Here is a 12,753-nt window from a genome sequence, read left to right as displayed (position 1 = left end):
AGGCCTTTCGACATCATTATTCGGTAGCATAATAAACTTTAACGTTGATGTCCTGTTCATAATCCCCGAATTGCTTGCCGAACAGATTCAATCCGCCCTGGTGGACCGCGTCCGGCTTCACCCCTATTCGCAGCCGGATGTTCGGCCGATGGATCAGCTTCAGGTCGTCGACCCTCACTTCGGACACCTTCTCCATGTCGAGCGTTGTCAGGTGGCGGTCGATTCGCCACGTCTTAAGCAATCCGTATTGCGTCGACCAGTCCGGCAGCCAGGCCGGGTTCAGCCTGCCGCGGCGATCTCCGAAATCCCCCGGGCTCGTCCAAGTGCCGATCTCCACTCCGTTAATCCATAGCGTAATATCGGACGGCCAGTTGTTGTCGTAGTTCGGCGCTTCGGAGCACAGCTCCATGGAAATCTCCAGCGCGTCGATGCGGGCATTGGCCGGAATCTCAAGGGGAAGAAGATACTCCAGATACCCTTTGCGCAGCCAGATCATCTGGGCTCCGATATGCTTAGGATGATAGAAGCTGGCCGGCTCGTCCTCCTTCACGATCATGCCTTCGACGTTAGCCATCCCGCAGGTCGGATGAACCTCGCAGTCGCTGTAATGGCCGACCGGCATCTCCATCTCGTAGGTGCTGAGCCTTCCCCTGGGAACCGTCTTCTCGACATTAAACGCGATGCGGATATCGTCGTAATTCCGGGTGCATACCTTCATCGCCCCGCGCGAAGCCGGAACCAGCTCCGTGCTGATCAGCTTCGCCGCCTCCAGCACCTTGACGTTGTTCGCCACCGTCGACACGGGCAGCTTGAGCGCTTCCGCGATCTCCATGACGTTCATGTTTCTCGTGCTAAGTAGCTGAAGCATATCGACGCGGGCACGAGTGGACAGAGCGTGCGCGACGGCGACCAGCCTATCCGGATCCTGAAAGCTAAGCTCGAGCATGCTCGTACGTCTCCTTTCGTCATTCCTTTTTATTACAATCATTCTACTTGAAAGTATTCTACTGGAAAGCGCTATTTATATCAATATTATTGTAACGAATTATATTTTTTGTAGTAATTAACGGAAGGCTGCATTCGCGGACAAATGACTCGAACAAAGGGATGAAGCTTGAATAAGCGAAAGCGAATGTGCATGAAATTTCATGTTCATTTTTCGCCAGAGGGACAAAATCGGGAATTATAGATGAAAAATCATCTAGAATCCGCTTCATTTCGGAAAATTGGATGATTGTAGATGATTTTTCATGCATAATGAGCTCACTTTCGAAGCCCGTCCCTTACTCTTCCATCTCCCGAACAGCTCGGTGAGCTTGTTGATCTGCGTACGGTGGCAGGCGGGTTCAGCTTGTCCAATTGGGCCGAGAGCTTTCGCTTCTGTAATTCCTAATCGATTCTTGTCGACATCCCCACAACTATTCGACTAATTCAGACGATGAAGCAGTTCGTATTTATTGCCGCAAGGATCTTCGAAGTAAACGGCGTAGTAGGTGGGGCTGATGGGAAAAAGCCTCGGCCCGTCGTTAACAGCGCCTCCGATCTCGACGATAAGCTTCGCGAGCCGATCGACTTCTTCCCGGTCCTGCGCCCAGAATCCGATCAGATTGGCGTTCGGCCGATGCTCCCGATCTTCCGTGATGGCGAAATAAGCGGCGCTCGGAAGCTCACCGTCCGCGGCGAACACCTTCCAATTCGCGCTGTGAAAAGTCCGGGTGAACCCCAACTCGGGAAGCAGCTTCTCGTAGAAGGGCAGATCCCGCTCCAGGTCGTTTACCCGAAGGTCGATATGGCCGAATCGATTCATGGGTTAATCCTCTCCTCTGCATGGTTATTGGCGGAGCTTGTCCGGTGTCGAATTTCGTTCAGGACGCTCTCCCATCTCATCTTCATAAGCTCCCGCGTGTTCGGATGATCCAGGTTCTCTTGATGGAAGCTGATCGTCGTCTGCCCCGCCTTGCCCGGAAGAAGCCGGATCTGCAAAGTAGAGGGCTTCTCCCAACCGTTCTTCTTCCACCTCAGGCGGAGCTGAGATTCCGGCTTCACGACTCTGAGCTCGCCCGAGATGCCCTCCGGCGAACCGAAGGCTTCTCCCTCTCGAATCGAGAGATTCGGCACGTTCCCCAGCCACAGTTCAAGCCCTTCTGGCGAGACCAGATAAGCCCAGGCCGCTTCCGCAGAGATCGGGAGCGTTCTCCGAACGCCGATCTGAAAGCCCGTCGCGGCCGTCTGACCGACCTGCCTGCCATGCTTGTTCATCGCTTTCCCTCCTCTTATTCTTCATATACGCTCACGGGGTCAATCCTCTGGCGAACAGCTCGACGCTGGATTCCATGACCTCGGAGAACGGCAAGCTCGTAATCGAAGACGGAGCGAACAGCCGGGAGAGAAACGCCCCGTAATGGAGCCACATGAACGCGATCGCCTGCGCCTCCGCATCGGTCTCGATCAGCTTGCCCCGGCTGCGCATCTCCGTGAAATACCCGGTCAGAAGCTCCAACAGCTTCCGCGGATGCTTCTGCGCTTGCTCGCGAAGACCGGCCAGCTCGTTGTCGCCGAGCACGATCAGGAACAGCTTGCGGTTGCGATCCATCGTCTCGTGGTACATCCGGCCGATCAGGAGCAGGTCCTCTCTCAGGTTCCAGGTCAACCTCTCTTCGAAAACCTGCGTCATCTCCGCCGCGTAATGATAGCGCTCGATCGCCTTCTCCAGCAAATTCATCTTGCTGCCGAACTGACGGAACAACGTCATCTCGCTAACCCCCGCCGCCGCCGCGATCTCCTTCGTCGACACGCCTTTGTAGCCGCGCTCCGCCATCCGATCGATGGCCGCGAGCATAAGTTTGGTTCTGCTATCCACGGCAACGCACTCCGTCCTGCTTCTTCTAGAAGATAGTTAGTGATCACTAACATTCCAATAATAGGATATACCGACGAAGAGGCAAAGTCAATTCATTCTCTTAAGCTTAGGTAGACGACCGCTCCATTTTCTGGTACCATTCCATTTAGTTAAGAGCTTAACTATATAGAATATAGGCCAGGAGATATTCATGGGAGAATTGCAGCAATACGTGAGGGACCTACCTCTTCCGGTTTCCGTTTTCTTCGCTCTTGTAGAGACGACGGCAAGTTTAGTAGACGTGTCGGAGAAATATTGGCAGTCCAAAGGGATGAACGGCGCCCGCGTCCGCATCCTCGTCGAAATCATGAAAGAAGGCGGCACGATTCTGCCATCCGCTCTCGCTCGTAAAATCGGAGTGACGAAGGCGAACGTCAGCCTGCTCCTCAGCCCTCTGGAGAAGGACGGGTGGATTCGGAGAGAGCCCCATCCGGAGGACGGCAGAAAGTCCGTTGTATCGATTACGGGCGAAGGACAGCGTTTGCTTCTGAGGCATCTGCCCGAGAACCGCCAGGGTATCGCGGAGAGAATGCAAGCGTTGGAAGAAGACGAACTGAGGCTTCTGCTCAAGCTATTAACGAAGTTGCGGGGAAAATAAAACCGAAAGGGTGGACTTCATGTCAATCGCAATAACGGGGGCCAGCGGTCAATTGGGACATCTGATCGTCGAGGGGCTCCTGCGCCGGATTCCTGCCGAATGGATCCTTGCGTGCGTGCGGCGGCCGGATGCCTCCGGATGGTTCGAGGAACGGGGAGTCTCCGTCCGGCCGTGCGATTACGATCAACCGGACGCATTGGAACAAGCGTTTGCCGGCGTCTCCCGGCTGCTGCTCATCTCAAGCTCCCACCAAGACGACACGGTCCGGCTGCGCCAGCACGCCCATGTCATCGAAGCCGCCAAGAAAGCGAAAGTCGGGCATCTCCTCTACACGAGCTTCGCCTACGCGGACAACGGATCCGTTCCTCTTGCGCATCTCCACTTGGCGACGGAGCAAGCCATTCTCGCTTCGGGAATTCCTTATACTTTTCTCCGGAATGCTCTGTACACCGATATCGTCGGGGCTCTCGGGCTTCCGGGCGCGATCGCCCAAGGAGAGCTTGTCGTTCGCGCGGGGGATTGGACGTTCAACACCGTGATCCGGCCGGACTTGGCGGAAGCCGCCGCGGCCGTTCTCGCCAATTCGGAAGCTCATCTGAATCGAAGCTACGAGCTTACGGCATCCCGGACCTGGACATTCGAAGACTTGGCCGACGCACTCGCCGAGATTGCCGGCAAGCCGATTACCCTGCGCCGGGATCCCGAAGTACAGAGTTGGATTTACGGGTTCTTGAGCCGAATCGATACGTCCTCCGTCTCCGGCGATCTCGAGCGGCTTCTGGGTCGTCCGACGGCTTCGCTTCTGGAGAGCATTCAACCGATGGTTTCTCGGGAGCGAGGCTGAGATATGGTCGACTTTGAATGGTACCGAAGCTTTATGGCCATCTATAAACATTGCTCCTTGTCGGAAGCGGCCAGAACGAGAATGATGACGCAGCCGGCCATGAGCCAGCATTTGTCCGCCCTGGAGGCCGAGGCCGGTGAGCCGCTGTTCGTCCGGACCCCCAGAAAGCTGATTCCTACCGAGAGAGGCAAGGAGCTTTATTCGGAGCTCGCCCCCTTGATCGAGCATCTGGAGACCGCCACCCTGAATTTGAAGGCCGCGTCTCTTCCTACACTTAAAGTCGTCCGGATCGGCTCCGCCCTTGAGTTTTTTCGCGAGAACGTCCTTCCGAACTTAAACCGGATAGGGATGCGCACCGTCAACGTCTTCGGAACGGCGAACGAGCTGCTGGAGCTGCTGAAGGACGATCGGGCCGACCTTATCGTGACTTCGAAGAAAGTCGCCGCGCCCGGAATCGAATACGACAAGCTGTACCGGGAGGAATTCGCGATCGTCGCTCCGGCATCCATGGAGATTCCGGAAACCGATCGGCTCCCCGCCATCGAGAAATGGCTTGCCGAGCAGAACTGGATCAGCTACGGCTTGGAGCTGCCGATCATTAGGAGGCTATGGCGGGAACACTTCCGGAAGCGCCCGCTGATCAGGCCGGTTCATGTCATCCCTAACCTTCACATGATTCTCGAAGCCGTCGGGAACGGGGCCGGCATCAGCCTGGTGCCTACATATCTGTTGAATCGAAGCGACGGTCGCTCGAGAACGATCTTCGAGAACCTTAAAGTCGCCAACGAGCTGTTCGCGGCCTATCCCTCGAAGCACAAACATCTGCCCGAAATCCATGAGATCGTCCGCCTCCTGCGCGGAATGGATCGGCCAAGCACGCTCCCCGGGTCGGAACCGATATAAATTTATTTATAGTTTCTTCGCTATTTCATAATTTGTTTTATATCCGGATCGACCTTAAACTGAGCTCAATCCCATTAAGGAGTTGATCTGGAATGACCAAGAAGAAAGTATTGATCGTCGTAACGAACCGCTCGGAGATTCATGAAGGCAGGCGGACGGGAATCTGGCTTACGGAATTCGCGGAAGCATACGTGGAATTTATCGGCCAAGGGTACGAAGTGACGGTCGCGAGCCCCCTCGGCGGCAGCGCCCCGATCGACCCCGGAAGCTTCGATTCCAATACGCCCCAATCCCTGTTGGACACCCGGAAGCACTTGGAGAATACCGTGAAGCTGGATGAGGTCGGCGCGGACGCGTTCGATGCGATTTTCCTGCCGGGCGGTCATGGCACGATGTACGATCTTCCGGACAGCCGGAAGCTTCAGGAGCTGCTTCGGGACTTCTACGAAGCCGGCAAAATCGTGGCGGCCGTGTGCCACGGACCCGCGGGGCTAGTCGGCGCTAGACTGTCCAACGGGGCGCCTCTGGTGGCGGGCAAGAGAGTCAGCGCGTTCACGGACCGGGAAGAAGCGGAGACCTCGCTGGATCGGCATCTCCCGTTCACCTTGGAGAGCAGGCTTCGCGACCTCGGCGCGATCTACGTCGCCGCCCCGAACTGGACGGCCCATCACGAGGTCGACGGCAACCTGATTACCGGCCAGAACCCGCAATCGACCTTGGCGGTCAGCCGCGCCCTCATCGCGCAATTAAGCTAAACCGACGCAAGGCCCCCTTCTCCGGAAGAAGGGGGCCTCGTTTCGTTCGTTTCGAATTTCGAATTAGTTCATCCATTGCAGATATTGAAGCAGGCGGCTGAGAACGGCCGCGCACTCCGCGCGCGTAGCGGGCGCTCTAGGTGCGAAGGTACCTTGAGCATTCCCTTCCATCACTCCCGTCTGCAGCAATATAGCGATCGGTTCGTTAGCCCAGACGGCCAATTCTTGTTTATCGGAGAGGCGATCCAAGGCCGATCGGCTCGTCTCCGGCGTTAGCCCGGCGAACGCGATTGCCCTTGCGATCATGGCGGCCATCTGCTCGCGGGTGACGGGATCGTTCGGCCGGAACGCTCCGGTCTCGTCTCCCAGGATCAGCCCCGCATCGTAGGCGGTCGCCACCGCCCCCGCAAACCAGTCGTACGGGCGAATGTCCGAGAGGAGCGACACGCCGGATGCCTCCGTCAACCCGAGAGCGCGTACGAGCATGGCGGCGAACGAGGCGCGGGTTACGCGTTCGTTCGGAGCGAATGTCCCTCTTCCGGTTCCATTCACGATAAGCTTGTTTGCGAGCAGCTCGATGTCTTTTTGAGCCCAGTGTCCCTGCACGTCGTCGAAAGAATGCCCGGATTGAACGACGGCGTACAAGCTGTTATGCGGCGCGTAGAAAGTCGCTTGCGTCGCGTTGTCTGCCGACTGGAACACCGATGGAACAAAATGAGGCACGCGGTCCGCGTCCAGCCAAACGACCGTAGACAGCGCAGGGTTAACTTCTTGATCGAGGGTTATCGTCCGTTCCGTATAAACGTTGCCAAAGGAAGTCATCTCTCGGCCGTCGATGTAGATGGAGAAGTCGGTAGGTGTCGAGAGCAGCGCAAGACCCTGTTCACCCAGTTCGGTTCTCCACCTCTGGCCGCTCGTTTCCGTTTCCATCCCGATGGCTATCGTAATGACCGAACTTCCGTCGATGTTTCTCCATACGGCCAGCGGCAGGCTGAAGCTTGCGCCGTTCGCCTTAAGCCGGATTGCGGCGTCCGGTTGCGCGTTTAAAATCTCCTTTATAGCGTTCGCAGGCAAATCGAGTTTGACGACCGGATCGGAATCGCCTACGTCCACTTCCACGATCCGATTCGCGTCAAATAAGGCTTGAAGCTGCGAAGCTTCCGCGATCAACCGCGTAACGGCCCTTCCGTCGCTTGTCCGTTCTTTGACGACGGTAAGGTCAATATCGTGCCCGTTGATTTTGACGGTCATTTTGAAGATGGGGTCCGGAATCGGTACCGGTGTCCCAGGAATGGTCGTGGTTTCGGCAATGAGATCGATTCGGCCAACGTCGACCGTATCCCCCGGAAGGACGGTTGCGGTTATTTCTTTAGCTTGGTATCCGGAGGCCGTGATTGTGATCGTTTGACTGCCCGGCTCGATATTCTCCAACGTAAAAGAACCCTGGTCATCCGTAGCAGCGGTATGCTCGCCTACCGTGACCGTCGCGCCATTAAGAGGTTCGCCTCCGGTTCCGTATACCGTTCCGGCAATCGATCCGACGGTAGGAACTTGAGGCGTGGGCAGCACGGTCACGACCGCGCTCGCTTCAAACCCGCCGTCTTGCGTCGTTATCGTAATCGTTGCCGTTCCTTCGCCGATTGCCGTCACTTCGCCCGTTGGGGTTACCGTTGCGACGTCGGTGTCGCTCGAGTTCCAGGTTACCGCTTGGTTCGTCGCATCCGCAGGTGCGATAGTCGCCGTCAGCCGCTGCGCGGGATCTCCGACTGTCAGCGTCAGTTCCGCCTTGTCGAGGGTCACTCCCGTCACCGGCACGATAACCGGCGGCGCAGGCAGCACCGTCACGACCGCGTTCGCATAAAAGCCCCCGTCCTGCGTCGTTACCGTGATCGTCGCCGTTCCCTCATCGACCGCCGTCACTTCGCCTGTCGCACTCACCGTCACAACATTGGCATCGCTTGAGCTCCACGTCACCGCCTTGTTCGTCGCATCCGCAGGCGCGACGGTTGCCGTCAACCGCTGTGCGGGATCCCCGACCGTCAGCGTCAGTTCCGCCTTGTCGAGGGTCACTCCCGTCACCGGCACGATAACCGGCGGCGCCGGCAGCACAGTCACGACTGCGCTCGCATAGAACCCTCCGTCCTGCGTCGTCGCCGTGATCGTCGCCGTTCCCTCATCGACCGCCGTCACTTCGCCTGTCGCACTCACCGTCGCAACATCGGCGTCGCTCGAGCTCCACGCCACTGCTTGGTTCGTCGCGTCCGCAGGCGCGACGGTTGCAATCAACCGCTCAGCAGGATCCCCAACCGTCAGCGTCAGCTCCGTCTTGTCGAGAGCCACTCCCGTGACCGGCACGATAACCGGCGAAGCTGGCAGCACCGTCACGACTGCGCTCGCATAGAACCCTCCGTCCTGCGTTGTTACCACGATCGTCGCCGTTCCCTCGCCGACCGCCGTCACTTTGCCCGTCGGATCGACTATAGCAACGTTAGCGTTGCTCGAGCTCCACGCCACCGCTTTGTTCGTCGCGTCCGCAGGCGCGACGGTTGCAATCAACCGCTCAGCAGGATCCCCGACCGTCAGCGTCAGCTCCGCCTTGTCGAGGCTCACTCCCGTAACCGGCACGATAACCGGCAGCGCGGGCAGCACCGTTACGACCGCGCTCGCATAAAACCCTCCGTCCTGCGTTGTTACCACGATCGTCGCCATTCCCTCGCCGACCGCCGTCACTTCGCCCGTCGGATCGACTATAGCCACGTTAGCGTTGTTCGAGCTCCAAGCCACCGCTTTGTTCGTCGCGTCCGCAGGCGCGACGGTTGCAATCAACCGCTCAGCAGGATCCCCGACCGTCAGCGTCAGTTCCGCCTTGTCGAGGCTCACTCCCGTAACCGAGATCTTCGTTTGAAAATGGGCGTCAAACAGCTGAATAACGCCCCATGCCTGAATCCTCGAAGAGGCATCGACCTCGTAGACGGTTAAATATTGACCCGCGCTCGCGCCCGCAATATCATCGCCGGGCGTATAATCGACCGCGTCTGCCGGAAGCGGACTCCCGGCCAGAGGACGCTCCGCCGCAGCATCGCCAAGCGTATAGGCGAAGGTATGCGCCGAGTCCGCGGGCTCCGCCGTTACGCGCGTCGTTCCGAATGCGGCACCCGGCCCGATATCGATATCGGCAGTATCCGGCGCCCGTTCCGCCACGGTTAGCCGCAGGGCCTCCGACGCGACCGCGCCCCCGGCATCCGTTCCCGCGACTTCGACGACGAACGTGCCGGATTCCGCGGGCGTTCCGCGCAGAAGCCCGGAAGCGTCCATCGTCATGCCGTCCGGAAGGCCCGACGCGCTCCAAGCGATGCCTCCCCTTGCCCCGTCCCATGCTTCCAGCCGGAGCGGCGGGTAAGCTTCATCCTTAACTCCGTCCGTCAAGATGGTCGTCAAAATAACCGGACGCAGATAGGGATAGCCATCGTTAACGGCCGGGCTAATGGCCCAAGTCCCGTCGAAGTCCCACCCTACGTAGGAAGACGAATCTTTCATCTTCGCTGTCGTCAAGCCGACGATTCCGCTCGAATTCTGTCTGGGAGCGATACCTGACGCCTGTTCCGTCGTTTGAGTATCGAAGTAAGAGGAGACAACGGCGGCGCTTCCTGACAAGTCGGTCATAAGCCCTCCATAATACGCGAAGAAAGCGCCCGCATCGTTCGAGGTATCGACGCGTCCGGTTGCATAGGTGCGCTCGATAGAGCCATTAATCAGAAAGGAAGTCAAGCCGCCGTTTCTCAAGTCATAACCTATGCCGGTGACCGGTTGATTGGAGATCGGGCCCCTCGCATAAGAATCGCGGATGGAACCGTTGCCCGATCCCACCAATCCCCCCGCGTACTGATTCGCCGAAGGAGAGACAGAGACGGACGCTTCGGAATAAGACTCCGTTACGACGGCGTTAGTCGATTCTCCCGCGAGCCCGCCGGCCGAAGAATAGTACAGATTCACGGGCGCGCGCCCGGACACGCTTCCGAGCGAATACGAATGCTCGATGCGGCCCGCGGACTGGGAACCCGTTATCCCTCCCGCTCGAATCCCGCCATCGATCTCGACCTCCACCCCCAGATTCCGTATGATGCCGGATGACTGACCGAAGAAGCCGGCAACTTCAAGAGTGTCGCTCGTTACTTCGATCCCGGAGACGACATGCCCTCTTCCGTCGAAAGTGCCGCTATAGGCGGCCAGCCCGTTGCCTCCGAGCGGCACCCATTCGTTTCCCGATAAATCGATGTCGTTCGCCAACCGAATATTTTCCGATAAATAGAGCTCTTGATTCCGATCGATGTACAGCAGCTGCTCTGCCGTCGAGACTTGAACCCAACCGTCGATCACGGGCGGCGCCTCGCTCGAGTCCGCGAACGCGGCCTTAGCGCCGAACCCCGAAGGGAGCATCAGAAGGATGGCCAAGGTCCAAATCATAATAGTCGAGATGCGTTTCATGTCAAGAAACCTCCGTCGCTAAAAACAATGAGTTTAAGAGAGTTTATTTTATAGTGTAAAATAAAAACTACTCTATCAACGTTTCGTTTTTGTTTCATATTTGATTATCGGGAAAGAAGAGTGACAGATGGAACGGCTAACTCTTAACGGTAATGGGATCGGGAACGGCCTCGGTTCCCGCGTAATCGGCTTGGATAACGAACTGGAGGCTTTGGCCAAGTGGATGGCCGAGCCCGGCGCCGGGACGCGGCTGTTGTCCGTATCGGGGATCGGAGGCATCGGCAAAACAACGCTTCTGACGGAGATGGCCCGCAAGACCAGGGAATCGTCCCTGCCTACGCTCTGGTTGGACGGACAAAGCGAGCTGTTGACGTCCGTCTCCTTTCTCTCCGGTCTGGAAGCTAGTCTTGCTAGCGAATACGGACGGGTACGGTCGCCGGACACGCCTCTGCTGACGTTTGTCGTGTCGGAATTGTCCCGGCAGCGAACGGTTTTGCTCATCGACAATGGCGAAAGCCTCGATAGATTGGAGGGCTGGCTTCTCTCCAGCTTTCTGCCGAAGCTCGAGTCCGCAAGCGTGCTCATCGTCGTCGCTTCCCGGAACGAATTGTCGGTCAAATGGCGTACGAACCCGTACTGGGGCCCCCGCTTCAGCTCGTTGCATCTGCGGCTGTTTACGCGCGAGGAAGTCGTTGCCTACTTGCGGGATAGCGGACTTAGCACGGAGCTGCAAATCGAAGTCGCACAGCGAACGGACGGCCATCCCCTGCTTCTTGCTTTGACGGTCGATTGGCTTAAATCCCGGCAGGGAGAGGAACGAAGAGCGCTTCTCGAAATCCCCGCCATTCTAAGCGCCGAGCTGCTCCGGGAAGTCGTTTCCCCGGCTCTGTATCCCGCATTGACGGTACTGTCGCTGCTCCCGGCCGCCGACCACGCGCTTCTGAACCGTTTTCTGGAGATCCCTCTCGATCCTGCCGGTTATAAGGATCTCGGAACCTTATCGTTCATCCGCGCGACTCCCTATGGCTTGTCCATGCATCACGTGGCGTCCCGTCTCCTTCGGGAAGAATACGCGGCGAAGTCCCCCTTGCTCTTCCAGGATCTCCGGCAGAGGATCATTCGTCTGCTGACCGAACAATTCCATGCCGCGGACAAGAGGCTGCAAATGCGTTACGCCGCCCATATCCTGGAGCTGTATCGCGAATTCCTGCCTATCGCCAATGCTTACGCCAACTTCTCTTCCAATCTGAGACCGGGAGAATATCGGCCTTATCGACCGGAGGACCTGCCCCATCTGCAACGGTTCCTGGCGGCTGCCGCGCCGACGGATTGGCAGACGGAGCTGGCTCGGGCGGAGGATTATCCATCGCTTCTCGCCAGCATAGCCGAAAGCTGCCCGGAAGGAATCTGCGTCGTGCGGGACGAGCTCGGGGTGCCGCTGGCCTTCTGTGCCGGCGTGTGGCTGAACGGCATGACGTTGCCGATTCTCGAGCGATACGCGCCCGGGTTCCTCCCGATCCTGAACGAAGACTCGGACCGTTCGCCCTCTCTATCCCCGGAGACCGCGGATACGTTATGCATCCTTCTCGCCGCGGTCGACGTCCGGCAGTCCATCTACCGTCCGGAAGAGCTGGGCGCTCTTCTGATGCAGCAATGGCTGATCATGATGACGAGCGGTTTGCGCGGAATCACGGTGACGGCGGATCCGAATCTCAAGTCCCTTCTGCCGGCGCTCGGGTTCAAGGAGCGGGGCTCCGTCGATCCCTTCGCGGATAAGTTGACGGTATGGGAGCTCGATTTCCGGCAATCTTCGTTTGACGAATGGGTGAAGCGAATCATTCGGCAAACGGGTGAAACGGCAGCCGCCACGATCTATCCTCATGCGAGCGAGAGCGTCCCGAAGATCGACTTCGTCGCGATGAAGCGCATCCTGGAGCATTTGTTCGAATCGGAAGACCCCGTGCGGAGCAAGGTGCTGGAACTGCTAACCGCCGAGCTTCCCATGCCTCCGTTGACGACGAAGGATCAGCTTATTTTAAGGGAGCTTTACGTGCAGAAAGCCCGAAACAAGGAAGAGCTCGCCGGCGCCTTCTATATGAGCAGAACGACGTTTTATCGGCATACCCGGACGGCTATAAGACGTCTGGCGGAAGCGATCGCTCTCGCTTTAACGTTCGATTCCGGCAAAATCGAATCCACTTAAACATTTTTTCATTCCCTTTTTTACTTTTGTGTTGAAATCTAGCCTGCGACATAGGATAATGTTGGA

10 protein-coding genes are annotated in these 12,753 nt (G+C 57.8%); 5 read left to right on the top strand and 5 right to left on the bottom strand.

The genetic code is table 11. The features are described from left to right. Positions 1 to 16 precede the first annotated feature (16 nt). The 4 genes from H7B67_RS16675 to H7B67_RS16660 form a co-directional block, all read right to left on the bottom strand. On the bottom strand, positions 17 to 946 hold the full coding sequence (locus H7B67_RS16675) for an ArsR/SmtB family transcription factor (RefSeq protein ID WP_185120990.1): 930 nt from the start codon (positions 944 to 946) through the stop codon (positions 17 to 19). A gap of 480 nt (positions 947 to 1,426) precedes the next feature. Beyond that, entirely contained in the window at positions 1,427 to 1,807 is a 381-nt protein-coding gene (locus tag H7B67_RS16670) for a VOC family protein (RefSeq protein ID WP_185120989.1), read from the bottom strand. Further along, entirely contained in the window at positions 1,804 to 2,259 is a 456-nt protein-coding gene (locus tag H7B67_RS16665) for an SRPBCC family protein (protein ID WP_185120988.1), read from the bottom strand. The genes H7B67_RS16670 and H7B67_RS16665 overlap by 4 nt, the downstream gene beginning before the upstream one ends. Before the next feature lie 31 nt (positions 2,260 to 2,290). Continuing rightward, on the bottom strand, positions 2,291 to 2,839 hold the full coding sequence (locus H7B67_RS16660; RefSeq protein ID WP_185121073.1) for a TetR/AcrR family transcriptional regulator: 549 nt from the start codon (positions 2,837 to 2,839) through the stop codon (positions 2,291 to 2,293). A 211-nt stretch (positions 2,840 to 3,050) separates the two neighbouring features. Between H7B67_RS16660 and H7B67_RS16655 the strand changes: the two genes are divergently transcribed. From H7B67_RS16655 to H7B67_RS16640, 4 genes are all read left to right on the top strand, one after another. Further along, the gene (locus tag H7B67_RS16655; RefSeq protein ID WP_185120987.1) at positions 3,051 to 3,497 is read left to right on the top strand and encodes a MarR family winged helix-turn-helix transcriptional regulator; all 447 of its coding nucleotides are present in this window, start codon (positions 3,051 to 3,053) and stop codon (positions 3,495 to 3,497) included. Between the two features lie 19 nt (positions 3,498 to 3,516). Further along, a complete protein-coding gene (locus H7B67_RS16650) occupies positions 3,517 to 4,341 on the top strand; it encodes an NAD(P)H-binding protein (RefSeq protein WP_185120986.1) in 825 nt (274 codons plus the stop codon). 3 nt (positions 4,342 to 4,344) lie between these two features. Then, positions 4,345 to 5,244, top strand: a complete 900-nt coding sequence (locus H7B67_RS16645; RefSeq protein WP_185120985.1) for a LysR family transcriptional regulator — start codon at positions 4,345 to 4,347, stop codon at positions 5,242 to 5,244. A 92-nt stretch (positions 5,245 to 5,336) separates the two neighbouring features. Further along, on the top strand, positions 5,337 to 5,999 hold the full coding sequence (locus H7B67_RS16640) for a type 1 glutamine amidotransferase domain-containing protein (protein ID WP_185120984.1): 663 nt from the start codon (positions 5,337 to 5,339) through the stop codon (positions 5,997 to 5,999). 63 nt (positions 6,000 to 6,062) lie between these two features. On the opposite strand, the gene H7B67_RS16635 is transcribed toward H7B67_RS16640, so the two are convergent. Next, positions 6,063 to 10,484: an Ig-like domain-containing protein gene (locus tag H7B67_RS16635; protein ID WP_185120983.1), complete on the bottom strand. Its 4,422-nt coding sequence runs from the start codon at positions 10,482 to 10,484 to the stop codon at positions 6,063 to 6,065. A gap of 127 nt (positions 10,485 to 10,611) precedes the next feature. Between H7B67_RS16635 and H7B67_RS16630 the strand changes: the two genes are divergently transcribed. Beyond that, on the top strand, positions 10,612 to 12,687 hold the full coding sequence (locus H7B67_RS16630; RefSeq protein WP_185120982.1) for a MalT transcriptional regulator family protein: 2,076 nt from the start codon (positions 10,612 to 10,614) through the stop codon (positions 12,685 to 12,687). Positions 12,688 to 12,753: the final 66 nt, after the last annotated feature.

Source organism: Cohnella thailandensis (genome assembly GCF_014212135.1).
Taxonomy (GTDB): Bacteria; Bacillota; Bacilli; order Paenibacillales; family Paenibacillaceae; genus Cohnella; species Cohnella thailandensis.
Note: the sequence above shows the minus strand (reverse complement) of the source record. Positions and strands in the feature narration are given on the sequence as shown.

What these genes read in the sequence shown, in the direction of transcription:
- H7B67_RS16665 (WP_185120988.1), bottom strand. Translation starts at nt 2,259, where the DNA reads ATGAACAAGCATGGCAGGCAGGTCGGTCAGACGGCCGCGACGGGCTTT.
- H7B67_RS16650 (WP_185120986.1), top strand. Translation starts at nt 3,517, where the DNA reads ATGTCAATCGCAATAACGGGGGCCAGCGGTCAATTGGGACATCTGATC.
- H7B67_RS16640 (WP_185120984.1), top strand. Translation starts at nt 5,337, where the DNA reads ATGACCAAGAAGAAAGTATTGATCGTCGTAACGAACCGCTCGGAGATT.
- H7B67_RS16630 (WP_185120982.1), top strand. Translation starts at nt 10,612, where the DNA reads ATGGAACGGCTAACTCTTAACGGTAATGGGATCGGGAACGGCCTCGGT.
- H7B67_RS16635 (WP_185120983.1), bottom strand. Translation starts at nt 10,484, where the DNA reads ATGAAACGCATCTCGACTATTATGATTTGGACCTTGGCCATCCTTCTG.
- H7B67_RS16645 (WP_185120985.1), top strand. Translation starts at nt 4,345, where the DNA reads ATGGTCGACTTTGAATGGTACCGAAGCTTTATGGCCATCTATAAACAT.
- H7B67_RS16675 (WP_185120990.1), bottom strand. Translation starts at nt 946, where the DNA reads ATGCTCGAGCTTAGCTTTCAGGATCCGGATAGGCTGGTCGCCGTCGCG.
- H7B67_RS16660 (WP_185121073.1), bottom strand. Translation starts at nt 2,839, where the DNA reads ATGCTCGCGGCCATCGATCGGATGGCGGAGCGCGGCTACAAAGGCGTG.
- H7B67_RS16670 (WP_185120989.1), bottom strand. Translation starts at nt 1,807, where the DNA reads ATGAATCGATTCGGCCATATCGACCTTCGGGTAAACGACCTGGAGCGG.
- H7B67_RS16655 (WP_185120987.1), top strand. Translation starts at nt 3,051, where the DNA reads ATGGGAGAATTGCAGCAATACGTGAGGGACCTACCTCTTCCGGTTTCC.